Source organism: Stenotrophomonas sp. JC08 (assembly GCF_052180205.1).
Classification (GTDB): domain Bacteria; phylum Pseudomonadota; class Gammaproteobacteria; order Xanthomonadales; family Xanthomonadaceae; genus Stenotrophomonas.
The window spans coordinates 1,050,830-1,073,177 of record NZ_CP197473.1; the positions used below are offsets into that span (position 1 = coordinate 1,050,830).

Sequence of the window (22,348 nt, forward strand, 5' to 3'; positions counted from 1 at the left end):
ATCTCCATGTGTGCCGGTGGTTCATGTGCCGGGGCGTCCGCCGTGCACGGGCGAAGCGAGCGCGGCACGCAGCCAGTGGTGGACGGCGCCGATGTCGGGCAACGCGAAGCGTGCGTGGCTGGGTTCGCGGCGGCCCACCAGGATGCCGGCACCTCCCAGCCGTGCGGCGGCACTGAAGCCGTGCTCGTCGGTGAGGTCATCGCCGACGCACAGCGGCCGGCGTCCACGGAAGGGGGGCCGCTGCATCAGCTGCACCAGTGCGCGTCCCTTGTCATGGCCGTCGCTGACGAATTCCACGACATGGTTTCCGGGTTGCAGCCGCACGCCGGGCAGCTGCGGCAGCTGTGCCCGGGCAAACGCGGTGATGGCCGGCGCGGCAGCCGGTGCGTTGCGCCAATGCAGGGCCAGCGCCTGACCCTTGTGCTCGACCAGCATGCCGGGATGGGCATGGGCCAACTGCATGGCGCGCACGTGCAGGCCGTGCAGCCAATGCGCGGTATCGGTGTCCGGGATGCGGGCGGCGGTCTCGGCGGTGGATTGCAGCTGGGCACCATGCAGCCCGGCCATCGGCAGTTGCAGTGGCGCGAACATCTGTTGCAATTGCGCCAGCGGGCGACCGCTGAGCAGGGCCAGCGCACCGCCGAGATGGTGGTGCAGCCCCTGCAGCAGATCGAGCAGGGCGGCGTCTGGCGTCACCTTGTCGGGATGGTCGGCGAAGGCGAGCAGGGTGCCGTCAACGTCGAGGAAGAGCGCATCGGTATCCGCCAGCGCCGGCGGTGGCGGACGCTGTAGTTCGTCAGGCATGCGGTCACTATGCCGCAGCGGTTGTTACCGGAAAGTCATCTTGTGCCAACACGATGCGATGGCGGCAGCGGCAGATGGATTGCCGCCCCTCCCGCTCCGGCGGAGGGAGCGGGAGGGTGTCCGCACTCAGAACGTGTAGCGCACGCGCCCGTACCAGTACGCGCCGTTGCTGCCGATCGGCGAGAGCACGTCGTACGGCAGGTTGCCGAAGTAGTGGATGTCCTCATTCGACCTGTCGGGGTAGTTGTCGGTCAGGTTCTGGCCGCCGACCGCCACGCTCCATTGCGGGGAGATGCGGTATTCGGCCTCGGCATCCAGCTGCCATTCGGCGCCATAGGTCTGGGTCGGCACATAACCATCGCCGAAGTCGAACACACGCTTGGCACTGCCGTGGCGGCTGACCCGGCTGCTCAGCGACCAGTTGTCGTTGGCCCAGCTGGCGGCGAACTGCACGCGGGTGCGCGGCGCGGCGTCGGTCAGCGTATTGCTCTCCTCCACGCCGAACAGCACGTAGTCCGGGTCCAGTGCCAGCAGCTGCGCTGGCGTGGCCAGCACGTTCTTCAACTCGGTCTTGGCGTAGCTCCAGGTGCCGGTCAGCAGCAGCTCACCGTCGCCCAGCGGCTGCCGCCAGTTGCCGACGAACTCGGCACCGCGGGTGCGGGTGTCGGCGGCGTTGACGAAGTAGTGCGCGCTTTCCAGCCCGCCGATGCCGAACTGCTGCTGCACGAAATCGGTCAGCGCATCACCGCGGATACTTTCCGACAGCGCGATGCGGTCGTCGATGTCGATCTGGAACAGGTCCAGCGACAGGTCGAAGTGGCTGCCGATCTGGCTGGTGAAGCCCAGGCTGGTGTTGATCGACTTCTCCGGCTTCAGGTCGCTTGCCCCCAGGGCGCGCGCGATCGGATTGTTCACCGACAGCAGACGGCCCTGCACCAGCTGGCCGCCGGCGGTGTAGCCGGTGGAAGTGGATTCGTAGCCGATCTGGCTCAACGACGGTGCATGGAAGTTGTTGGAGACCGAACCACGCAGCGCGAAGGCCGGGGCGAAGGCATAGCGTGCACCCAGCTTGCCGGTCAGCTCGCCGCCGAAGTCCTGGTAATGCTCGTAACGGGCGGCGATGTCGGTGGAGAACTTCTCGCCGAAGGTCGAGGACAGACTGGTGTAGGCGCTGACCACATCGCGCGACAGGTCGGCTTCGTCCTGCGGGGTCAGGCCACCGCCGGCCTGCGAGCCGGTCGGGCGGTCGGTCCAGGGGCCGGCGGCGTAGCTGGCCGGGTCGCCGGCACCGGTTTCATAGCGTTCGTGGCGGCCTTCGATACCGAAGCCGAGGCTGTGGCTGTCGTTTTCGCGCACGAAGATGCGGCCCACATCGAGGTTGGCCACGGTCTGCGCGAAGCTGAAATCACCGGTCTTGAAACGGGTCGGACTGCCCGGGCCCAGCGAGGCGTTGAGCGAGTTGCGCAGCCGGTAGGTGAACTCGTTGCGGCCGTGGTCCAGGCTGGCATCGTAGTTCCACTCGCCCCACTGGCCGCGCGCGCCGCCGACCAACTGCGCATCCAGATTTTCGCCTTCGGAGATCGGCCGGTAGCCGTTGGGGTACAGCTCCTTCCAGTTGGCTACGCCGTCCGGGTAACGGAAGTAATTGGCGCCCTCGGTGTCGCGCTGGTTGTACGTGCCGAACGCGTAGGCCTTGGAGGTTGCGCCGAACGGGATTTCGGTGTTGAACCAGGCGTTGAGGTCGCGGCTTTCGCCGTCACCCAGCACGTAATTGCGCTTGCCGGCCAGGGCCAGGTTGTCCGGTGTCTGTTCCTCCCAGAACGGCACCTGGTCGAAGCCGGCGCGGTTGGTGGCTTCGCGGTTCTTCAGCTCCAGGCCGACACGCAGGAAACCGCCGTCGTCGGTCAGCGCGGTGCCGACCTTGGCGCTGAAGAAGCTGGTCTGGCCGTCGGTCAGGGTGCGGTCGATCGGCTTCAGGTCGGTGTGGTGGGCGCCGAAGCTGGCTTCGATGGCGCCGCCTTCCGGCGCGTCGTCGAGGATCACGTTGATCACGCCGGCCACCGCATCGGAGCCATACAGTGCACCGGCGCCGTCACGCAGCACCTCGATGCGCTTGATCGCGCTGACCGGGATCGCGTTGAAATCCACCGGCGTGGTGCCCTTGCCGATCTTGCTGTCGGTGTTGACCAGCGCGCTGTTGTGGCGGCGCTTGCCGTTGACCAGCACCAGCACCTGGTCGGGCGACAGGCCACGCAGCTGCGCCGCGCGCACATGGTCGGCGCCGCCGGAGTTGGACTGGCGCGGGAAGTTGAACGACGGCAGCAGCGCCTGCAGAGCGCTGCCCAGCTCGCCATTGACCACGCCGGCCTTGCGGATGTCCTCGGCGTTGAGCACGTCCACCGGCGCGGTGGACTCCAGCACGGTGCGGTCGATGGCACGGGTGCCGGTGACGATCACCGTGTCCAGGTTGGTCGCCTGCGGGGCGTCCTGGGCGAAGGCGGGAGAGGACAGCACCAGTGCGATGGCCAGACCGAGCGGGGCCGAGGTGGGGCGGGACATGCGAACTCCGGAAAGACGTGGGGAAGGGGGAGGAGACTTGCGACTTACATCCATCCGGATGAAGCGATATATTATCTTGGCGTTAACGCCGCTGCCGATGCAAGCCCTGCTGGTAATTGGCTGATAACCAGACGTGATATCCCTTGCGGTGCCTTGGATGCCACCGTGTTTTCCCTGCCCGGAGGTTCTCCATGAAGTTGCCTGCTGTGCTGTTGCCCCTGCTGTTTGCCGTTGCCGCCAGCGCCCACGCGGCGCCGCCTGTTGCCGAGACCGCGCCCAGCGCCCAGTTGCATGGCGATGCCACGCGCCCGGCCGAGGCGGCCGGTTGGGTGCGCAGCGAGCTCTACTTCGGCGTGGGCGAGGAGAGCGGTCCGTCCGCTCGCGCGCAGACCGATGTGATCAGCGAGGCGCAATGGCGCGCCTTTCTGGACGAGGAAGTGACGCCGCGCTTTCCCGATGGCCTGACCGTGTTCGATGCCTACGGCCAGTGGCTGTTCCGCGGCGCGCCCGAGCCGAACCGGCTGCGCACCAAGGTGCTGGTGATCCTGCACGAGGACACCCCGCAGCGGCGCAACGACATCGAAGCCATCCGCCTGGCGTGGAAGCAGGCCACCCGGCACCAGTCGGTGCTGTGGTCACGGCAGGCGGTCGAGGTCTCGTTCTGAGTGCTGCATGAGCCGGCCAGGGGCGCCGTCGCTGCGTCCCTGGCCGGCATGGTTTCTTCCCTTTCCGGTCTACTTCATGGCTTCCACTTCCGCTTCCCTGCGTCCGCGCTGGTTCGTCGCCGGTGACTTCAACGGCTTCTTCGGCCTGGTGGTGGACAACCTGTCCATCCTCGGCTTCATCGCGATGGCGCTGGTCGGCATCTTCCAGTTCCCGGCCGAGGTGGTGTTCGGGCGCATGTTCCCCGGTACCGCGTTCGGCGTGCTGGTCGGCAACCTGCTGTACACGCTGATGGCGCGGCGGCTGGCGGTGCGCAGCGGGCGCGAGGATGTCACCGCGATGCCGCTGGGACTGGATGCGCCGACCAGCATCGGCATGGCGCTGCTGGTGCTCGGCCCGGCCTTCGTCGGCTTCAAGCAGCAGGGCATTGAGCCGCACCCCGCGGCCATCGCCACCTGGCAGCTGGGCATGGCGGCACTGGTGATCATGGGTGTGCTGAAGCTGGTGCTGTCGTTCTTCGGCGAGGCGGTGACCCGCGCGCTGCCGCGTGCCGCGCTGCTCGGCTCCATCGCCGGTATCGCACTGGTGCTGATGGGCCTGCTGCCGCTGCTGGAAACGTTGCGCTCTCCGGTGGCCGGTTTCGTCACCCTCGGGCTGTTGCTGTATGTGCTGATCGCCAAGGGCCGGCTGCCGGTGCGGGCGCCGGGCGTGCTGGTGGCGTTCGTGGTCGGTACCGCGCTGTATTACGGACTGGGCCTGGCCGGTCTGGGCGCACCGGGCTTTGCCCTGCCGCAGTGGACGCCGCCGCAGGTGGTGCTGCCGCTGCCGACATTGGGCTTCATCGACGGGCTGCCGGCGGCGATGGACTACCTGCCGCTGCTGCTGCCGTTCGGCCTGCTGATGGTGGTCGGCGGCATCAATGTTTCCGAAAGCGCACGCGCGGCCGGTGACGACTACCGCACCCGCGACATCCTGCTGGTCGAGGCGGTGGCCACGCTGGTGGCGGGGGTATGCGGCGGGGTGGCACAGACCACGCCCTATATCGGCCAGCCGGCGTACAAGCACATGGGCGCGCGCAGCGGTTACACGCTGCTGACCGGTCTGTTCATCGGGATCGGCGGCATGCTCGGGGTGATTTCCGGGCTGGTGCAATGGCTGCCGCTGGCGGTGCTGGCGCCGATCATCGTCTACGTCGCCATCGACATCACCACCCAGGCGTTCCAGGCCACGCCGCGTGAACATGCCGGGGCGATGGTGTTCGGCTTCCTGCCGTCGGTGGCCTACCTGCTGGCGATCAAGGCGCCGGGCTGGATCGCGCCGGATCGACTGCTCGAACTGACCACGCAGATCGATGGCCATGGCCTGCCGGAGCTGGCGGTGATCTTCACCCTTGGCAACGGCTTCATCATCACCGCGATGCTGTGGATCGCCACGGTGGTGGCGATGATCGATGGCCAGCTGCGACGCGGCGCGCTGCTGATGCTGATCGCCGCCGGGCTGACCCTGTTCGGCCTGATCCATTCGGTGGATCCGCGCGGTGGCATCCACCTGCCGTGGTTGCTCGAAGGCCTGCCGCGGATCATCAGCTGGCAGTTCGCCGGTGCCTATGTGGCGCTGGCGGCAATGCTGGCATTGCTGTCGCTGCAGAAGCCGTCTGCTGCTGCCGGGAGGCAATAGCGGGGAACCCCCGGCGCCGGCGCTGGTCATACCTCCACATGTATTCGAAGGTGGTGGTGATGCAGAAAGGGAACGCGGTGTGGCCGTGGGTGGTGGTCGGTGTGGTGGCGCTGGGCGGTGCGGGGGCGTGGTTGTTCCAGGAGAACCTGCAGAAGATGCGGCCGTCTCCGGCACCGGCAGCAGACACGCCTGCCGGGCCGGCTGCGGTGGATGCCGCATCGCCGTCCGGCACGGCGCCGGCAGAACCAGCGGCACCGCGCTATCCGCTGTCGGGCAGTGATGCCGCCGATCCGGCATTGCCGGCGCTGGCCGACAGCGACGCCAGCGCCCTGCAGGCATTGCACGACCTGTTGCCCGCCGATGCACTGGCCCTGCTGCTGCGCGAGCACCTGATCCAGCGCGTGGTGGTGCACATCGACAATCTCACCCAGCCCAGTCTGCCGGCTTCGGCCATGGCGTTGCGGCCGGTGGCCGGCGTGCTGGCGGTGGAATCCACGCAGGACGATGGTCTGCAACTGGCCGCTGCCAATGCGCTGCGTTACCGCGTGTACGTGGGGGCTTTCAGCCAGGCCGACATGCCGGCGCTGGCGGCGGCGTACCGGCGTTTCTATCCGCTGATCCAGCAGGCCTGGCGTGACGTCGGGCACCCGGACGGGCACTTCAACGACCGCCTGGTCGCGGTGATCGATCACCTGCTGCAGACCCCCGAGCCGGCGAAGCCGCTGCTGCTGGAGCGCGATGAGCGCGGCCGTTACCGCTTTGTCGATCCGGACCTGCAGGCGCGCTCGGTCGGGCAGAAGGCGCTGTTGCGGCTGGATGGGGAGCAGGCGCGGGTGGTCAAGCAGCAGCTGCGCACGCTGCGGGCCGCGCTGACCCGCGGCTGACCCGCGGCTGAGCCGCCCGAGCGCGGTTTGTGCCGGATCAAGGCCGGCGCCTGTGTGCTGGAAATACTGGAGGTAGCCGTTGCCGCGGCTGAACTGCGGCGGACGGCGGCCTTGAATCACGCGGCGGCAACCGCATCTGATCCAGTATCGCCGGCAGTGCCGGCCCCTGTTATCGAGGAAGAACACCCATGCGGATGGACAAGCTCACCTCCAATTTCCAGAAGGCGCTGGCAGACGCGCAATCCCTGGCAGTCGGTCGCGACCACAACATCATCGAGCCGGTGCATGTGCTCAGCGCGCTGCTCGACCAGCCCGGCGGCAGCAGCCGGCCGCTGCTGGCCCAGGCCGGCGTCAATGTGCCGTTGCTGCGCGAGCGGCTGGGCGAATCGCTGGAGGCGTTGCCGAAGGTGTCCGGCCAGGCCGGCAACCTGTCGATGGGCAACGACCTCAGCCGCCTGCTCAACACCACCGACAAGCTGGCCCAGCAGCACAACGACCAGTTCATCGCCAGCGAGTGGTTCCTGCTGGCCGCCACCGATGACGGCGGCGCGGCCGGCATGGCGCTGCGCGCCGCCGGTGCCGACAGGAAGAAGCTGGAAGCGGCGATCGACAAATTGCGTGGCGGAGAATCCGTGCAGAGCGAGAACGCCGAAGAGCAGCGCCAGGCGCTGGAGAAGTACACCATCGACCTGACCGCGCGTGCCGAGAGCGGCAAGCTCGATCCGGTGATCGGCCGTGACGAGGAGATCCGCCGCACCATCCAGGTATTGCAGCGCCGCACCAAGAACAACCCGGTGCTGATCGGCGAACCCGGCGTCGGCAAGACCGCCATCGCCGAAGGCCTGGCCCAGCGCATCATCAACGACGAAGTGCCCGAGGGCCTGCGCGGCAAGCGCGTGCTGTCGCTGGATATGGGCGCGCTGATCGCCGGCGCCAAGTTCCGTGGCGAATTCGAGGAGCGGCTCAAGGGCGTGCTCAACGACCTGGCCAAGAACGAAGGCCAGATCATCCTGTTCATCGACGAACTGCACACCATGGTCGGCGCCGGCAAGGGTGACGGCGCGATGGATGCCGGCAACATGCTCAAGCCGGCGCTGGCACGCGGCGAGCTGCACTGCATCGGCGCGACCACGCTGGACGAGTACCGCCAGTACATCGAGAAGGACGCCGCGCTGGAGCGCCGCTTCCAGAAGGTGTTCGTCGGCGAGCCGAGCGTGGAAGACACCATCGCCATCCTGCGTGGCTTGAAGGAACGCTACGCGGTGCACCATGGCGTGGAGATCACCGACCCGGCCGTGGTGGCGGCGGCGACGCTGTCCCACCGCTACATCACCGACCGCCAGCTGCCGGACAAGGCCATCGACCTGATGGACGAGGCGGCCTCGCGCATCCGCATGGAGATCGACTCCAAGCCGGAGGAGCTGGACCGCCAGGAACGCCGCCTGATCCAGCTCAAGATCCAGCGCGAGATGCTGAAGAAGGAGAAGGACGAGGCCTCGCGCAAGCGGCTGGCCGATCTGGAGGCGGACATCGACACGCTGGAGCGCGAGTTCTCCGACCTCAACGAGATCTGGAAGTCGGAAAAGGCCGCGTTGCAGGGCGCCACCCGGATCAAGGAGCAGGTGGAGAAGGCCAAGCTGGAGCTGGAAGCGGCGCAGCGCCGCCAGGATTTCGCGCGGATGAGCGAGATCCAGTATGGCGTGCTGCCCAATCTGGAAAAGCAGCTGGCCGCCGCGCAGGAAATGGAGCGCAAGGACTTCAAGCTGGTGCAGGACAAGGTCACCGACGAGGAGATCGCCGAGGTCGTCTCGCGCTGGACCGGCATCCCGGTCAGCAAGATGCTCGAAGGCGAGCGCGACAAGCTGCTGCGCATGGAAGACATGCTGCACAACCGCGTGGTCGGCCAGGAAGAGGCGATCCGCGTTGTCTCCGATGCGGTGCGGCGTTCGCGCGCCGGGCTGTCCGATCCGAATCGCCCGAGTGGCTCGTTCCTGTTCCTGGGACCGACCGGCGTGGGCAAGACCGAGCTGACCAAGACGCTGGCCGATTTCCTGTTCGATTCGCCCGACGCGATGGTGCGCATCGACATGAGCGAGTTCATGGAGAAGCACAGCGTCTCGCGGCTGATCGGCGCGCCGCCGGGCTATGTGGGCTATGAGGAGGGTGGCTACCTGACCGAGGCGGTGCGCCGTCGCCCGTACAGCGTGATCCTGCTGGACGAGGTGGAAAAGGCCCATCCGGATGTGTTCAACATCCTGCTGCAGGTGCTCGACGATGGCCGCCTGACCGACGGCCAGGGCCGCACCGTGGACTTCCGCAACACCGTCATCGTGATGACCTCCAACCTGGGCTCGCACCAGATCCAGGACATGAGCGGCGATGACAGCCCGGAGGCCTACACGCAGATGAAGGCGGCGGTGATGGGCGTGGTGCAGGCGCACTTCCGTCCGGAGTTCATCAACCGGCTGGACGACATCGTCGTGTTCCATCCGCTGGACAAGCAGCAGATCAAGCAGATCGCGCGCATCCAGATGCGTGGGCTGGAGAAGCGGCTGGGCGAGCGCGGGCTGACGCTGGAGGTGAGCGATGCCGCGTTCGACCTGCTGGGCAACGTCGGCTTCGACCCGGTCTACGGCGCGCGTCCGCTGAAGCGGGCGATCCAGCAGCAGCTGGAAAATCCGCTGGCACAGAAGATCCTGGCCGGCGAGTTCGCCAGCGGCGACACCATCAAGGTGGACGCCGGCGGCAGCCAGCTGCAGTTCGGCAAGGGCTGACGACAGAAAAGGCGGGCGCGGGACGGGGCTGTTCCCCGTTCCGTGCCACGCCATGCCGGATGGGCAAGGAGGCCCCGGCACCTGCCGGCGATGACTTCCATGGCCCCGGCGCGGCTTGCCGGCACACCGGCGCACATTGCGTTTGCGCACCGGCGTCACAATTTGCCATGCGTATCCCTGCTGCTCCGGGGCAGATGTGGACAGACGGTTGAAAGCACCCCGGTGGCTGCCTACACTCGCGGCGATCTCCTATTCGCATGGAATTGAGCATGTTGCGTATCGCGCTGGCCGGTGTGTTTGGTCTGTTTGTCGTCCCCGCCGCCCAGGCCGCCGTCGATTGCTCGGCCAGTGCCGTGGTGCCCGCACCGCTGCCGGCGGCGGTTGTCGCTCCGGTGGCCAACGAGCTGTATGCCCGCCAGGGGCAGCTGGGCATGCCGGTCGGCGTGCTGAGTTCCGGTTTCAATGACGGGCAGTCGCTGGAACAGGTATTGATGCGCTTGCGGGTTGAAAGCTGCAACAACGTGGCCAGTGCGATGCCGGCGCGCCCGGCGATCAATGCCAACGACCCGGCCGCCTACAAACCGCAGACCGAGTTCGACAACACGCCGTGGCGCTTCGATATGAGCCAGGGCGGAAAGCGCATGACCGCCGAAGAGTTCGATGCCTGGATGAAGGCGCGCGGTGTGCGTGTGGTCAAGGCGCGTCCGGCTGCGGCGGAAGCACCCGCTGCGGAACCCGCGCCCGAGGTGAAGTAAGGTCAGGCGCGGGCTGCTGCCCACCCGATGATCCCTTGCGCCCGCACCGGCAACCGGTGCGGGCGTCTTGTTTTCCGGAGCCTGGGATGAGAGGGGCGTCACACTGTTATTCCATATATTCCAAAGGGATATATGGACTCCTTGAAGTTATGGATTAGACTCGATCTTCGTTTTTCACGGGATTGTCACCATGGCTTCGTTCCTTCGTGCAGCGGGTATCGCCCTGTCGCTCGCCACTGTCGCGCTGTTGGCCGGTTGTGCCTCCTCCGGCAAGCCGGTGGCCAAGGCCGAAGAGAAGCCGATCACGGTGACGGTGGAAGCGCCGGCCGCGGAAAAAGACGCACTGGGCAACTACCGTTTCCTGATGCAGCAGGGCGAGACGCGGATGAGCGCCGACCAGTTCGATGCATGGATGAAGGCCAACGGCATCCGCGTGGCCAAGGGCGCCCCGGCGGCGGTACCGGAAGCGGCCAAGCCGGCCAAGCCCGGCAAGAACTGAGCGGCTTGCCGCAGGCAGGAAAAAGGCGCCGGTGACGGCGCCTTTTCTGTTGCTGTGGGGCGGTGATCAGTCCTTGATCACGCCCAGCTCCCGGCCGATCCGGGTGAATGCGTCGATGGCCTGATCCAGATGGGCGCGGCTGTGCGCGGCGCTGATCTGGGTGCGGATGCGGGCCTGGCCCTTGGGCACCACCGGGAAGAAGAAGCCGATCGCGTAGATGCCTTCCTCGAGCAGACGCTGTGCGAACTTCTGCGCCAGCGGTGCGTCGTACAGCATCACCGGGCTGATCGGATGCTCGCCCGGCTTCACGTCGAAACCGGCGGCGACCATCTTTTCGCGGAAGTAGGCGGTGTTCTCGCGCAGCGTGGCACGCAGGTCATCGGCGGCGGCGAGCATCTCGAACGCCTTGATGCCGGCGGCGACCACATGCGGCGGCAGCGAGTTGGAGAACAGGTACGGGCGCGAGCGCTGGCGCAGCAGCTCGATCACCTCGACGCTGGCGCAGGTGAAGCCGCCCAGCGCGCCGCCCATGGCCTTGCCCAGGGTGCCGGTGATGATGTCGATCTTGTCCAGCACGCCCTTCACTTCGGCCGAGCCGCGGCCGGTGGCGCCGAGGAAGCCGGTGGCGTGGCATTCGTCGATATGCACCAGCGCGTTGTACTTCTTCGCCAGCGCGGTGATTTCGTCCAGCGGGGCGATGAAGCCGTCCATCGAGAACACGCCGTCGGTGGTGATCAGCTTGGTCTTGCAGCCGGCCGCGTCGGCGGCCTGCAGCTGCGCTTCCAGATCGGCCATGTCGCAGTTGGCGTAGCGGAAGCGCTTGGCCTTGCACAGGCGTACGCCGTCGATGATCGAGGCGTGATTGAGCGAATCGGAGATCACCGCGTCGTGCTCGCCGAGCAGCGGCTCGAACAGGCCACCGTTGGCGTCGAAGCAGGCCGCGTACAGGATGGTGTCGTCCTTGCCGAAGAAGTCGGCGATCTGCTTTTCCAGCTGCTTGTGCAGGTCCTGGGTGCCACAGATGAAGCGTACCGAGGCCATGCCGAAGCCGTGGCTGTCCAGCGCGTCCTTGGCGGCCTGGATCAGGTCCGGGTGGTCGGCCAGGCCCAGGTAGTTGTTGGCGCAGAAGTTCAGCACCGTGCGGCCGTCGTCCAGGGTGATCTGCGCCGACTGCGGGCTGGTGATGATGCGTTCGGACTTGAACAGGCCCTGCGCACGGATGGCATCCAGTTCCTCGGCGTAGTGCCGGGTCAGCGGGGAGGCGGTCGCGGTAGAAGTCATGGCAGGGTCTTGCGGCAGAAAGGAGCCGTGATTTTAGCCGGCCGGCCGGTTTGGCGCTGGCTTCATGCGCAACAGCTATAAGCGCCACATTCCAAGTCATTTCTCCCGCCGGGTGTGCAGCTGCAGCATCGGTGGCCCGATCGTCCGCCCCGAGCCCTGTAATGACCCCGTGCATGTATACGTCCGGCATCTTGCCGGGGGCTGGAAGCAGGATCAGGATTGCGTACCTGCGCGGCGCTTTGCCGGCGGCCGTGGCGGGTGACGATGGAAGGGCTGTGTTCCCGCGGTTGCGGGCTTTCTCTGGCGGAGGCGGTGCATGAGGCGTCTGGTTGTTTCCCGCACCGGCAGCGCCTTGCTGGCGTTCATGCTGGCCTGCATTGCCGGCGTGACCCTGGCCGCCGACGTGCAGCTGCTCAATGTTTCCTATGACCCGACCCGCGAGCTGTACCGCGATATCAACGCGGCCTTCGCCCGGCACTGGCAGCGGACCCGTGGCGATACCGTCACCGTGGAGACCTCCCATGGCGGCTCCGGCAAGCAGGCGCGCGCGGTGATCGACGGCATCGAGGCCGATGTGGTGACGCTGGCGCTGGCCTACGACGTGGATGCGATCGCGCAGCAGGCCCGGCTGTTGCCGGCCAACTGGCAGTCGCGGCTGCCCGGGCACAGCGCGCCGTATACCTCCACGGTCGTGTTCCTGGTGCGCAAGGGCAACCCGAAAGGCATCCGTGACTGGCCGGACCTGCTGCGCGCCGGGGTGTCGGTGGTGACGCCGAACCCGAAGACCTCCGGCGGGGCGCGCTGGAACTATCTGGCGGCGTGGGCGTATGGCGAGCACATCTTCAAGGGCGACCGGGCGCGCACGCTGAAATACATGACCGCGCTGTTCCGCAATGTGCCGGTGCTCGATACCGGCGCGCGCGGTGCCGCCACCACCTTCGTCCAGCGTGGCATCGGCGATGTGCTGCTGGCCTGGGAGAACGAGGCCTTCCTGGTGCAGGAGGAACTGGGCCCGGACCGTTTCGAGATCGTGATGCCCAGGCAATCGATCCTGGCCGAGCCGCCGGTGGCGCTGGTGGACCGCAATGTCGACCGTCATGGCACGCGCGCCGTGGCACAGGCCTACCTCGAGTTCCTGTATACGGCCGAGGGCCAGCGCATTGCCGCGCGCCACTACTACCGCCCGCGTTATCCGGAACGGGTCGATCCGCGCGAGCTGGCACGCTTCCAGCCGGTGCGGCAGGTGACCGTGCGCAGCGCCTTCGGTTCGTGGGCGCAGGCGCAGGCCGAGCATTTCGCCGATGGCGGCGTGTTCGACCAGATCCAGGCGGCCAGGTGAACGCATGAGTGCCGTCCTGTCATCGCCACGCGCGCGCCGCGTGCTCCCCGGTTTCGGCCTGGGGCTGGGCATCACCATGTTCTGGCTGGGCCTGATCGTGCTGCTGCCGATGCTGGGCATCGCCTTCAAGGCCGCCCATCTCGGCTTGGGCAACATCTGGCAGACGTGGAGCGAGCCGCGCGTGTTGGCAGGGTTGCGCCTGAGCTTTGGCGCGGCGCTGGCGGCGGCGGCGTTCAATACCTTCATGGGCACCTGGCTGGCATGGGTGTTCGTGCGCTACCGCTTTCCGGGCCGGCGGCTGTTCGACGCGATGATCGACCTGCCGTTCGCGCTGCCCACCGCGGTGGCCGGCATTGCGCTGACGGCGCTGTATGGCGGCCAAGGCTGGATCGGCCGCTGGCTGGAAGGGGCCGGCATCAAGGTGGCCTACACGCCGCTGGGCGTGTTTGTGGCGCTGGTGTTCGTGGGCCTGCCGTTCGTGGTGCGGATCGTGCAGCCGGTGCTGGCCGAGGCCGAGCGTGAGCTGGAAGAAGCCGCCGCGACGCTCGGCGCCAGCCGCTGGCAGACGATCACCCGGGTGGTGCTGCCGGGGCTGTGGCCGGCGATGCTGACCGGGTTCGCACTGGCCTTCGCGCGTGGCGTGGGTGAATACGGTTCGGTGATCTTCATCGCCGGCAACCTGATCGGGGTGACGGAGATCGCGCCGCTGCTGATCACCATGCGTCTGGACGGCTTCGACTATGCCGGTGCCACCGCCATTGCCGTGGCGATGCTGCTGTTGTCATTCGCGGTGCTGCTGCTGGTCAACAGCGTGCAGCTGTGGGCGCAACGGCGGGGTGCGCGATGAGCGGGCAGACGTTGGGGCTGGCCTTGCCGGTGACGGACAGCGTGGCGGTGCGCGCGCCACGTCCGGTCACCAGCGAGCCGCGCTGGGTGCAGTGGCTGTTGATCCTCGGTGCGCTCGGCTTCCTGCTGTCGTTCCTGCTGCTGCCGCTGCTGCTGGTGTTCATCGAGGCGCTGCGCGGCGGCGTGCAGGTGTTCTGGCAGGCGGTGACCACGCCCGATGCGCTGGCGGCGGTGCGGCTGACCCTGCTGGTGACGGCGATCGTGGTGCCGCTGAACCTGGTGTTCGGTATCGCCGCGGCCTGGCTGGTCAGCAAGCACCGCTTTCCCGGCAAGCGCTGGCTGGTGACCCTGATCGACCTGCCGTTCTCGGTGTCGCCGGTGGTGGCGGGACTGGCGCTGATCCTGCTGTTCGGGCGCGATGCCTGGGTATGGCCGCTGATCGAGGACGGCATCCGCCTGCAGTTGCCGGTGCTGGGCGAGGTGCTGCTGCGGCTGCCGCGCATCGTGTTCGCGCTGCCGGGCATCGTGCTGGCCACCGCCTTCGTCACGGTGCCGTTCATCGCCCGCGAGCTGATGCCGCTGATGGAGCAGCAGGGCAGTGACGAGGAACTGGCCGCGCTGACGCTGGGCGCCAGCGCCTGGCAGATGTTCTGGAAGGTGACCCTGCCCAACATCCGCTGGGGATTGCTGTACGGGGTATTGCTGTGCAGTGCACGGGCGATGGGCGAGTTCGGCGCGGTGTCGGTGGTGTCCGGCAGCATCCGTGGCCGTACCAGCACGCTGCCGCTGCACGTGGAGAACCTCTACAACGAGTACGGCAGCTACAGCGCCGCCTTCGCCTGCGCCTCGCTGCTGGCGGCGGCCTCGCTGCTGACGCTGGTGCTCAAGACCTTCCTGGAATGGCGCCACGGCCAATCGCTGGCCGCCGCGCACCGGCCGAGATGACGATGAATATCCGTATCCAAGACCTGGGCAAGCGCTATGGCGCGTTTCCCGCACTCGATGGCGTGAGCCTGGATATCCGCAGCGGCGAGCTGCTGGCGCTGCTGGGGCCTTCCGGCTCGGGCAAGACCACCTTGCTGCGGGCCATCGCCGGGCTGGAGCAGCCGGAGCAGGGCCGCATCCTGTTCGATGGCGAGGATGCCACCACGCTGAGCGTGCAGGCGCGCCGGGCCGGCTTCGTGTTCCAGCACTACGCGCTGTTCAGGCACCTGGACGTGCGCGGCAATATCGCCTTCGGACTGGAAGTGCGACGCCGCGCCGAGCGCTGGCCGAAGGCGCGCATCGATGCACGCGTGCAGGAGCTGCTGTCGCTGGTACAGCTCGATGGCCTAGGCGGGCGCTACCCGGCGCAGCTGTCCGGTGGCCAGCGCCAGCGCGTGGCCTTGGCACGCGCGCTGGCGATCGAGCCGCGGGTGCTGCTGCTGGACGAGCCGTTCGGCGCACTGGATGCACAGGTTCGGCGTGACCTGCGTCGCTGGTTGCGGGAACTGCACGACCGCACCGGCCTGACCACGGTGTTTGTCACCCACGACCAGGAAGAGGCACTGGAGCTGGCCGACCGCGTCGCCATCCTCAACCGTGGCCGCATCGAGCAGGTCGGCAGCCCCGGCGAGGTCTACGACAGCCCGGTATCGCCGTTCGTCTACGGCTTTGTCGGCGAAGCCAACCGGGTGCCGGCGCAGCTGCGCGATGGCCGCTTGCTGGTGGGCGGCGACAGCCTGGCCGTACCGCCGACCGGCGCCGACGAGGGAGCGGTGGAGCTCTATGTGCGACCGGAGGATCTGGCGGTGGGCGAGGGCGGCTGGCCGGCCACGGTAACTGCGTTGCAGCGCAGTGGTGGCAAGGTCCGGCTGCGCGCAAGACTTGAGGCCGACGCCTCGGAGCTGGAGCTGGAACTGCCGGCCGCGGCCCCGGCCTATGCGCCCGGCAGCACCGTGCATCTGCAGGTGCGCCGCTACGGCGTGTTCCCGGTTGCGGGAGGCTGAATCCGGGGTGGGGATCGATATTGTTGCAATGCAATATCGATATGATTAAAAATTCGTGAATCGGAGCCGCTGCGGTTTCGATATCCCCCACTTCCTGGAGAGTCCCCTGATGCACAACAAGCGCCTTGTTGCTGTTGCCTGTGCCGCCCTGTTGTCCGTTCCGTTTGCCGTCAGCGCCCAGGAGAGCGAGGAAACCGCCTCCCCGTTCAGCTTCAACGCAACGGTCACCACCGATTACGTGTTCCGTGGCGTGTCGCAGACCGACAACGGCCCGGCGTTCCAGGCCGGGGCCAGCTACAGCGCACCGTTCGGCCTGTACGTGGGCGTGTGGGGCTCGAACGTCGATTTTGGCGACGGCGGCCCGAATTTCGAAGTCGATTACAACATCGGCTGGAGCAAGGACCTGTCCGACAGCTGGAACCTGGACCTGGGTGTGAACCGTTACACCTACGAAGGCGCCTCCAGCGGTTACGGCGATATCGACTACAACGAATACTTGGCCAAGGTCACCTGGACCGGCCCGGTGACCGTCAGCGGCCTGCTGGGCTACACCGACGACTACAGCAACAGCGGCGCCGAGCAGACCTACACGGGGCTGGAAGCCAGCTACGACATCGGCGAGAGCGGCTTCTCGATCGGCGCCTCGGCCGGCTACACCACCATCAAGGCCGACGGTGACGAATGGCCGCGCCGTGAGGACTACTACGACGGCTCGATCTCGGTGTCCAAGGCGTTCGGCCCGGCCACCGCGACCCTGGGCTACTACGACACCTTCGGTTCGGACGCGCCGTCGCTGCGCCGCGATTCGGACACCTACAAGCCGGGCGTGGTGTTCACCGTGTCGGTGGACGTGCCCTGATCCCGGGTTGATGGTTGCAAGGAAAAAGGCGCCGCAAGGCGCCTTTTTCATGCCCCGCCGCTGTCTGCCGGAGCGACCACGGAAGCGCGAAGCGGGTCCTGTTGCTGTTTTTGCAGGAGCGGCGTCAGCCGCGAAGCCGGGGGAAATGGCAGGCACTCATGCCATCTGACGGCCAATAGTTTCGCGGCTTGCGCCGCTCCTGCAGACGCCTTCGAATGCCTTCGAACGCCATGGCTCCTGCATCTACGCGAAAGGTGCCGTGCGGCGCCTTTCGGTTGTCACCCGATGCGGATCAGTTCCAGCTCAGCACGACCTTGCCGGCCTTGCCCTGTTCCATCAGGTCAAAGCCCTTCTGGAAGTCGTCGATCGGCAGCTGGTGGGTCATCACCTTGCCGAGCGGGAAGCCGCTCAGCACCAGCTGGGTCATCTTGTACCAGGTCTCGTACATCTTGCGGCCGTAGATGCCCTGCACGGTCAGACCCTTGAAGATGATCTTGTCCCAGTCACAGCCCGCGCCCTTGGGCATGATGCCGAGCATGGCGATCTTGCCGCCGTGGTACATGCAGTCGAGCATGTCGTTGAAGGCGCGCGGGTTGCCGCTCATTTCCAGGCCGACGTCGAAGCCTTCCATGTGCAGTTCGGCCATCACGTCCTTGAGCGAGGTGTTGGCGACGTTGACCACGCGGGTGGCGCCCATGTCGGCGGCCAGCTTCAGGCGGAAATCATTGACGTCGGTGACCACCACGTTGCGCGCACCGATGTGCTTGCAGATGCCCGCGGCGATGATGCCGATCGGGCCGGCACCGGTGATCAGCACGTCCTCGCCGATCACGTCGAACTCCAGCGCGCAGTGCGCGGCGTTGCCGTAGGGGTCGAAGAACGCGGCCAGCTCGGACGGGATCTGGTCCGGGATCGGCCACAGGTTGGATGCCGGCATCACCATGTATTCGGCAAAGGCGCCGTTGACGTTGACGCCGATGCCGACGGTGTTCGGGCACAGGTGCGGGCGGCCGCCACGGCAGTTGCGGCAATGGCCGCAGACGATGTGGCCTTCGGCCGAGACGCGCTGGCCGAGCTCATAGCCGGTCACGCCCGGGCCGATCTGCGCGATGCGGCCGACGAATTCGTGACCGATGGTCAGCCCCGGCTTGATCGTGCGCTGGCTCCACTCGTCCCACAGGTAGATGTGCAGGTCGGTGCCGCAGATGGCGGTCTTCTCCAGCTTGATCAGCACCTCGTTGGGGCCCGGCACCGGGACCGGCACCTCCTCCATCCAGATGCCCTTGGCCGCTTCGCGCTTGACCAGCGCGCGCATCGTGTTCTGTGTCATTGCCGGAAAACCGCGGTGTGGAATGTGCCGCCGATTATATGCTTTCGTTCGAAACTGCCTGCAGCCGGCCGATCATGCGGAACGGTGACAGTTGCAACCGCTACAATCGGGCCTTCCATTCTTCGGGGACACCTGCATGCGTCTGAACCTCCTTGCTCTTTCCGTCGTCGCCGGCCTTGGCCTGGCCCATACCGCGCAGGCCGCCGAGGGCATGTGGGTGCCGCAGCAGCTGCCGGAGATCGCCGGGCCGCTGATGAAAGCCGGGCTGAAGCTCGATCCGCTGCAGCTGAGCAACCTGACCGGTGACCCGATGGGCGCGGTCGTGGCGCTGGGTGGCTGCACCGCCAGCTTCGTCTCGCCGCAGGGGCTGGTGGTGACCAACCACCACTGTGCCTACGGTGCGATCCAGCTCAACTCCACCGCCGAGAAGAACCTGATCACCGACGGCTTCAACGCACCGGCCCTCAGCGACGAACTGAGCGCCGGCCCGAACGCGCGCATCTACGTGCTCGATGACATCACCGATGTCACCCAGCAGGCCAGGGCCGCCATCGCCGCCGCCGGCAACGACCCGCTCAAGCGCACCGAGGCGCTGGAAGCGTTCGAGAAGCAGGCCATCGCCCAGTGCGAGGTCGACGACGCCTACAGCTGCAAGCTGTACAGCTTCTCCGGCGGCAACACCTACCGCCTGTTCAAGAACATGGAAATCCGCGACGTGCGCCTGGCCTATGCACCGCCGGGCAGCGTCGGCAAGTTCGGTGGCGATATCGACAACTGGATGTGGCCGCGCCACACCGGCGACTTCGCGTTCTACCGCGCCTATGTCGGCAAGGACGGCAAGCCGGCCGCGTTTGCCGCCGACAACGTGCCGTACCAGCCCAAGCATTGGCTGAAGCTGGCCAACCAGCCGCTGGGCGAGGGTGATTTCGTGATGGTGGCCGGCTACCCGGGCCGTACCGACCGCTACGCGCTGGTCAGCGAGTTCGAGAACACCGCCAACTGGAGCTACCCGACCATCGCCAAGGCCTACAAGGACCAGATCGCGCTGGTCGAGGCGGCGAGCAAGGACAACAAGGACATCGCGGTGAAGTACGCCGCCAGCATGGCCGGCTGGAACAACACCAGCAAGAACTACGACGGCCAGCTGGACGGCTTCAAGCGCAACAACGTGCTGGCCCACAAGCAGAAGGAAGAGGCCGCGGTGCTGGAGTGGCTGCGCGGCCAGGGGGACGCCGGCAAGCCGGCGCTGGACGCCTACGCGCAGCTGCAGGCGCTGGGCCAGCAGGCCCGCGCCAACCAGGCGCGTGATCTGGACCTGGCCATGCTCAACCGCACCGGCACGCTGGGCACCGCCGTGCGCCTGTACCGGCTGGCGATCGAGAAGGCCAAGCCGGACGCGCAGCGCGAAGAGGGCTATCAGGAGCGCGACCTGCCGACCATCGAGGGCGGCCTGAAGCAGATGGACCGCCGCTACGTGGCGGCGATGGACCGCCATTTCCAGCAGTACTGGCTGCAGCAGTACGTGCAGCTGCCCGCCGCGCAGCGCCTGCCGGCGTTCGACCGCTGGGTCGGCGGCAGCGATGCCAAGGCCGTGGATGCGGCGGTGGCGCGGCTGGACGGTTCCACGCTGGGCAACCTGGACGAGCGCCTGAAGTGGCTCAACGCCGACAAGGCCGCGTTCGAGACCAGCACCGATCCGGCCATCCAGTACGCGGTGGCGGTGATGCCGGCGCTGCTGGAGCTGGAGCACCAGCGCAAGCTGCGCATGGGCGAGGAGCTGGTGGCGCGGCCGCTGTTCCTGCAGGCCATCGCCGACTACAAGAAGAGCAAGGGCGAGTTCGTCTATCCGGACGCCAACCTGTCGCTGCGCATCACCTTCGGCAACGTGAAGGGCTACACCGGTCTGGATGGCACGCAGCAGCCGGCCTTCACCGATCTGGAAGGCATCGTCGCCAAGGAAACCGGCGCCGATCCGTTCGATTCGCCCAAGGCGCTGCTGGAAGCGGTCAAGGCCAAGCGGTACGGTGGTCTGGAGGATTCGCGCATCGGCAGCGTGCCGGTGAACTTCCTGTCGGATCTGGACATCACCGGCGGCAACTCCGGCTCGCCGGTGCTGGACGCGCACGGCCGCCTGGTCGGTCTGGCGTTTGACGGCATCTGGGAGTCGGTCGCCAGCAACTGGGTGTTCGACCCGGTGATGACCCGCATGATCTCGGTGGACGAGCGCTACATGCGCTGGATCATGCAGGAAGTGGCGCCGGCGCCGCAGCTGCTGAAGGAAATGGACGCCGCCTCGAAGTAAGCCTCGGCGGTACCGCATCGAAAGCCCGGGCAGGGGATCGCCCGGGCTTTCCTGTTCATGGCGTGGCAATCAGGGCTGGTGGCCCTGGGTATCGCCGGCGAAGGCCAGGGTGAGTCCGCCCGGGCCGATGTTCATCATGCCGGTGATGCTCATCGACAGCACATGCAGGTTGACGCCGTGCTCGTTGCAGGCCACGCGCAGTGCGTCCAGCGCCGGAGCGGCCTGCAGCTCCTGCAGCGCACCGGCATAGGACAGGATCAGGTGCGGGGTATGCAGCCCGCGGTGTACCTGTGCGGCAGCGAAGCTGAGCAGGCGCGCCCAGGCCTCACTGCGGCCGCGGTACTTGCCGACCGGGCGGGTATCGCCTTGCCGGCCGAGCACGATCGGCTTGATGTCCAGCGCGCCGCCCAGCAGCACGCTGGCCAGGCTGATGCTGCGGTCGCCGCGGACACGGGAACGGGCGCGGGCATAGCCCAGGTTGTCGGGAACGTAATAGGTGTGGGTGGCGTCGATGATGCGCAACAGCGCGCCACGGATGTCACGTGCCGGTATCCGCGCCTGCAGCATGTCCTGCAATGCCATCGCCGGAATACCGGAGCCGGCGAACATGTTGCGGGTGTCGATGACCCGGAACTGGAACGGGCGCAGGATGCCTTTGGCCTGCCGCGCGCTGCGGATGGCGCTGGTCGCCAGCACGCTGCCGTGGCTGGCGGCCTCGAAGATCGGGCTGCGGGTGGCGGTGATGGTCAGGCAGTAGACCGAGTCGTAGTCCAGCGCGAAGTGCTCCAGGAACAGGCTGCTCATCTGCGTCGCGTCCAGCGGCAGCGACTGCCCGGAGGCACCTTCGCCGTTGGCGTTCTCGCGCATGTAGCGGGCGGTGGCCTCGGCATCGTGCTGGTCGATGTAGGTGCTGTTGCCGATCCGGATCGGAATCGGGATCACCGCCACATCCGGGCTGGCAAGCAGGCCCGGGCCCACATCGCAGGAGGCATCGATGACGATGCCGGTCCGTGCCGGCTGACGCGTGCTGCGGGCGGTGGCGACTTCCAGCGTGGCGGTTTCCGGTTCAAGCATCTGCATTCCCATTCCCTTGATGATCTCCAGGCCGGGGACGTTGCATGCCGCGCGCGCATGGGTCAATGGCGGGCAGGTGTGGTCGCGGCGGGAGGATGCAGGTGCTTGATTCCACGATGCGGATGCCAGGTATGCATGCGCATGCGTACGTTGGAACTGCGCGGATTGGCCGCCTTTCAGGTACTTCCGTAGGTGACCGACAGCAGCGCGAATGTCTGCGGCCCGGCGGGAAGTTCGACGTTGAATTCGTCATCCACGCGCTTCTTCAGCAGTGCGCGCGCCAGCGGCGAATCGATGCTGATCCAGCCCTTGGCCGCATCGGTCTCGTCGGGGCCGACGATGCGATACAGATGGATCTCGCCGGAGTCCACGTTCTCCAGTTCCACCGTCGCGCCGAAGAACACCGCCGCCGGATCACTGGGCGGTGTATCCACCACCCGCAGCACTTCCAGCCGCTTGCTCAGGTAGCGCACGCGACGGTCGATCTCGCCGAGCTGCTTCTTGCGGTAGGTGTATTCGGCGTTCTCCGAGCGGTCGCCTTCCGCGGCGGCGGCCGCCAACGCCTTGACCACTTCGGGCCGGCGCTGGCGCCACAGCTCGTCCAGTTCGCTTTTCAGGCGGGCATGGCCTTGCGCGGTGATCAGCGCAGTGCTTTTTTCAGCAGGAGGACGCCAGCGGCTCATTTACAGAACACGTTCTTCAAGGTGCCGGCAT

At 67.0% G+C, this 22,348-nt stretch carries 17 protein-coding genes and 1 pseudogene; 12 read left to right on the top strand and 6 right to left on the bottom strand.

Annotation, left to right across the window (positions count from 1 at the left end):
- Window positions 1-21: 21 nt before the first annotated feature.
- Together otsB and ACSBPQ_RS04745 are read right to left on the bottom strand one after the other, a co-directional pair.
- Entirely contained in the window at window positions 22-804 is a 783-nt protein-coding gene (otsB, locus tag ACSBPQ_RS04740; RefSeq protein ID WP_442683902.1) for a trehalose-phosphatase, read from the bottom strand.
- A 126-nt stretch (window positions 805-930) separates the two neighbouring features.
- Window positions 931-3,363, bottom strand: a complete 2,433-nt coding sequence (locus ACSBPQ_RS04745; RefSeq protein ID WP_442683903.1) for a TonB-dependent receptor plug domain-containing protein — start codon at window positions 3,361-3,363, stop codon at window positions 931-933.
- Window positions 3,364-3,554: 191 nt separating this feature from the next.
- Here ACSBPQ_RS04745 and ACSBPQ_RS04750 point away from each other — a divergent pair, with 191 nt between their 5' ends.
- The 6 genes from ACSBPQ_RS04750 to ACSBPQ_RS04775 all read left to right on the top strand — a co-directional run bounded on the left by ACSBPQ_RS04750 (window position 3,555) and on the right by ACSBPQ_RS04775 (window position 10,615).
- On the top strand, window positions 3,555-4,028 hold the full coding sequence (locus tag ACSBPQ_RS04750; protein ID WP_442683904.1) for a DUF3574 domain-containing protein: 474 nt from the start codon (window positions 3,555-3,557) through the stop codon (window positions 4,026-4,028).
- A 76-nt stretch (window positions 4,029-4,104) separates the two neighbouring features.
- Window positions 4,105-5,703, top strand: a complete 1,599-nt coding sequence (locus ACSBPQ_RS04755; RefSeq protein WP_442683905.1) for a hypothetical protein — start codon at window positions 4,105-4,107, stop codon at window positions 5,701-5,703.
- Between the two features lie 59 nt (window positions 5,704-5,762).
- A complete protein-coding gene (locus ACSBPQ_RS04760) occupies window positions 5,763-6,587 on the top strand; it encodes a DUF3014 domain-containing protein (RefSeq protein ID WP_442683906.1) in 825 nt (274 codons plus the stop codon).
- A 188-nt stretch (window positions 6,588-6,775) separates the two neighbouring features.
- Window positions 6,776-9,361, top strand: coding sequence for an ATP-dependent chaperone ClpB (gene clpB / locus ACSBPQ_RS04765; protein WP_442683907.1), 2,586 nt, complete (start codon window positions 6,776-6,778; stop codon window positions 9,359-9,361).
- Window positions 9,362-9,630: 269 nt separating this feature from the next.
- On the top strand, window positions 9,631-10,116 hold the full coding sequence (locus ACSBPQ_RS04770; protein ID WP_442683908.1) for a hypothetical protein: 486 nt from the start codon (window positions 9,631-9,633) through the stop codon (window positions 10,114-10,116).
- 190 nt (window positions 10,117-10,306) lie between these two features.
- Window positions 10,307-10,615 carry a hypothetical protein gene (locus tag ACSBPQ_RS04775; RefSeq protein WP_442683909.1) on the top strand — a complete coding sequence of 103 codons (309 nt, stop codon included), beginning with the start codon at window positions 10,307-10,309 and terminating at the stop codon, window positions 10,613-10,615.
- Between the two features lie 66 nt (window positions 10,616-10,681).
- Here the strand turns inward: ACSBPQ_RS04775 and kbl are convergent, their stop codons facing one another.
- Window positions 10,682-11,896: a glycine C-acetyltransferase gene (gene kbl, locus ACSBPQ_RS04780; RefSeq protein WP_442683910.1), complete on the bottom strand. Its 1,215-nt coding sequence runs from the start codon at window positions 11,894-11,896 to the stop codon at window positions 10,682-10,684.
- 364 nt (window positions 11,897-12,260) lie between these two features.
- Here kbl and ACSBPQ_RS04785 point away from each other — a divergent pair, with 364 nt between their 5' ends.
- The 5 genes and pseudogenes from ACSBPQ_RS04785 (at window position 12,261) to ACSBPQ_RS04805 (ending at window position 16,928) form a co-directional block, all read left to right on the top strand.
- A complete protein-coding gene (locus ACSBPQ_RS04785; RefSeq protein ID WP_442684514.1) occupies window positions 12,261-13,235 on the top strand; it encodes a sulfate ABC transporter substrate-binding protein in 975 nt (324 codons plus the stop codon).
- Window positions 13,236-13,239: 4 nt separating this feature from the next.
- Window positions 13,240-14,082 carry a sulfate ABC transporter permease subunit CysT gene (gene cysT, locus ACSBPQ_RS04790; protein ID WP_442683911.1) on the top strand — a complete coding sequence of 281 codons (843 nt, stop codon included), beginning with the start codon at window positions 13,240-13,242 and terminating at the stop codon, window positions 14,080-14,082.
- 68 nt (window positions 14,083-14,150) lie between these two features.
- Window positions 14,151-15,026 (top strand): annotated as a pseudogene (cysW, locus tag ACSBPQ_RS04795) (sulfate ABC transporter permease subunit CysW); the annotation flags it as partial.
- Between the two features lie 2 nt (window positions 15,027-15,028).
- Window positions 15,029-16,069 carry a sulfate/molybdate ABC transporter ATP-binding protein gene (locus tag ACSBPQ_RS04800; RefSeq protein WP_442683912.1) on the top strand — a complete coding sequence of 347 codons (1,041 nt, stop codon included), beginning with the start codon at window positions 15,029-15,031 and terminating at the stop codon, window positions 16,067-16,069.
- 109 nt (window positions 16,070-16,178) lie between these two features.
- Window positions 16,179-16,928: a TorF family putative porin gene (locus tag ACSBPQ_RS04805; protein WP_442683913.1), complete on the top strand. Its 750-nt coding sequence runs from the start codon at window positions 16,179-16,181 to the stop codon at window positions 16,926-16,928.
- A 292-nt stretch (window positions 16,929-17,220) separates the two neighbouring features.
- On the opposite strand, the gene tdh is transcribed toward ACSBPQ_RS04805, so the two are convergent.
- Window positions 17,221-18,243, bottom strand: coding sequence for an L-threonine 3-dehydrogenase (gene tdh, locus ACSBPQ_RS04810; protein ID WP_442684515.1), 1,023 nt, complete (start codon window positions 18,241-18,243; stop codon window positions 17,221-17,223).
- 151 nt (window positions 18,244-18,394) lie between these two features.
- Between tdh and ACSBPQ_RS04815 the strand changes: the two genes are divergently transcribed.
- Window positions 18,395-20,560 (top strand): S46 family peptidase, encoded by a 2,166-nt coding sequence (locus ACSBPQ_RS04815; RefSeq protein WP_442683914.1) that lies wholly within the window; start codon window positions 18,395-18,397, stop codon window positions 20,558-20,560.
- Window positions 20,561-20,629: 69 nt separating this feature from the next.
- Here ACSBPQ_RS04815 and ACSBPQ_RS04820 read toward each other — a convergent pair whose 3' ends face one another.
- Complete coding sequence (locus ACSBPQ_RS04820; RefSeq protein ID WP_442683915.1) at window positions 20,630-21,640, bottom strand: DegV family protein; 1,011 nt, start codon at window positions 21,638-21,640, stop codon at window positions 20,630-20,632.
- Window positions 21,641-21,810: 170 nt separating this feature from the next.
- On the bottom strand, window positions 21,811-22,317 hold the full coding sequence (gene greB, locus ACSBPQ_RS04825) for a transcription elongation factor GreB (RefSeq protein WP_442683916.1): 507 nt from the start codon (window positions 22,315-22,317) through the stop codon (window positions 21,811-21,813).
- Window positions 22,318-22,348: the final 31 nt, after the last annotated feature.

What these genes read in the sequence shown, in the direction of transcription:
- kbl (WP_442683910.1), bottom strand. Translation starts at nt 11,896, where the DNA reads ATGACTTCTACCGCGACCGCCTCCCCGCTGACCCGGCACTACGCCGAG.
- ACSBPQ_RS04775 (WP_442683909.1), top strand. Translation starts at nt 10,307, where the DNA reads ATGGCTTCGTTCCTTCGTGCAGCGGGTATCGCCCTGTCGCTCGCCACT.
- ACSBPQ_RS04770 (WP_442683908.1), top strand. Translation starts at nt 9,631, where the DNA reads ATGTTGCGTATCGCGCTGGCCGGTGTGTTTGGTCTGTTTGTCGTCCCC.
- cysT (WP_442683911.1), top strand. Translation starts at nt 13,240, where the DNA reads ATGAGTGCCGTCCTGTCATCGCCACGCGCGCGCCGCGTGCTCCCCGGT.
- ACSBPQ_RS04815 (WP_442683914.1), top strand. Translation starts at nt 18,395, where the DNA reads ATGCGTCTGAACCTCCTTGCTCTTTCCGTCGTCGCCGGCCTTGGCCTG.
- tdh (WP_442684515.1), bottom strand. Translation starts at nt 18,243, where the DNA reads ATGCGCGCGCTGGTCAAGCGCGAAGCGGCCAAGGGCATCTGGATGGAG.
- ACSBPQ_RS04745 (WP_442683903.1), bottom strand. Translation starts at nt 3,363, where the DNA reads ATGTCCCGCCCCACCTCGGCCCCGCTCGGTCTGGCCATCGCACTGGTG.
- ACSBPQ_RS04805 (WP_442683913.1), top strand. Translation starts at nt 16,179, where the DNA reads ATGCACAACAAGCGCCTTGTTGCTGTTGCCTGTGCCGCCCTGTTGTCC.
- ACSBPQ_RS04760 (WP_442683906.1), top strand. Translation starts at nt 5,763, where the DNA reads ATGCAGAAAGGGAACGCGGTGTGGCCGTGGGTGGTGGTCGGTGTGGTG.
- ACSBPQ_RS04785 (WP_442684514.1), top strand. Translation starts at nt 12,261, where the DNA reads ATGCTGGCCTGCATTGCCGGCGTGACCCTGGCCGCCGACGTGCAGCTG.
- ACSBPQ_RS04755 (WP_442683905.1), top strand. Translation starts at nt 4,105, where the DNA reads ATGGCTTCCACTTCCGCTTCCCTGCGTCCGCGCTGGTTCGTCGCCGGT.
- ACSBPQ_RS04750 (WP_442683904.1), top strand. Translation starts at nt 3,555, where the DNA reads ATGAAGTTGCCTGCTGTGCTGTTGCCCCTGCTGTTTGCCGTTGCCGCC.
- greB (WP_442683916.1), bottom strand. Translation starts at nt 22,317, where the DNA reads ATGAGCCGCTGGCGTCCTCCTGCTGAAAAAAGCACTGCGCTGATCACC.
- ACSBPQ_RS04820 (WP_442683915.1), bottom strand. Translation starts at nt 21,640, where the DNA reads ATGCAGATGCTTGAACCGGAAACCGCCACGCTGGAAGTCGCCACCGCC.
- otsB (WP_442683902.1), bottom strand. Translation starts at nt 804, where the DNA reads ATGCCTGACGAACTACAGCGTCCGCCACCGCCGGCGCTGGCGGATACC.
- ACSBPQ_RS04800 (WP_442683912.1), top strand. Translation starts at nt 15,029, where the DNA reads ATGAATATCCGTATCCAAGACCTGGGCAAGCGCTATGGCGCGTTTCCC.
- clpB (WP_442683907.1), top strand. Translation starts at nt 6,776, where the DNA reads ATGCGGATGGACAAGCTCACCTCCAATTTCCAGAAGGCGCTGGCAGAC.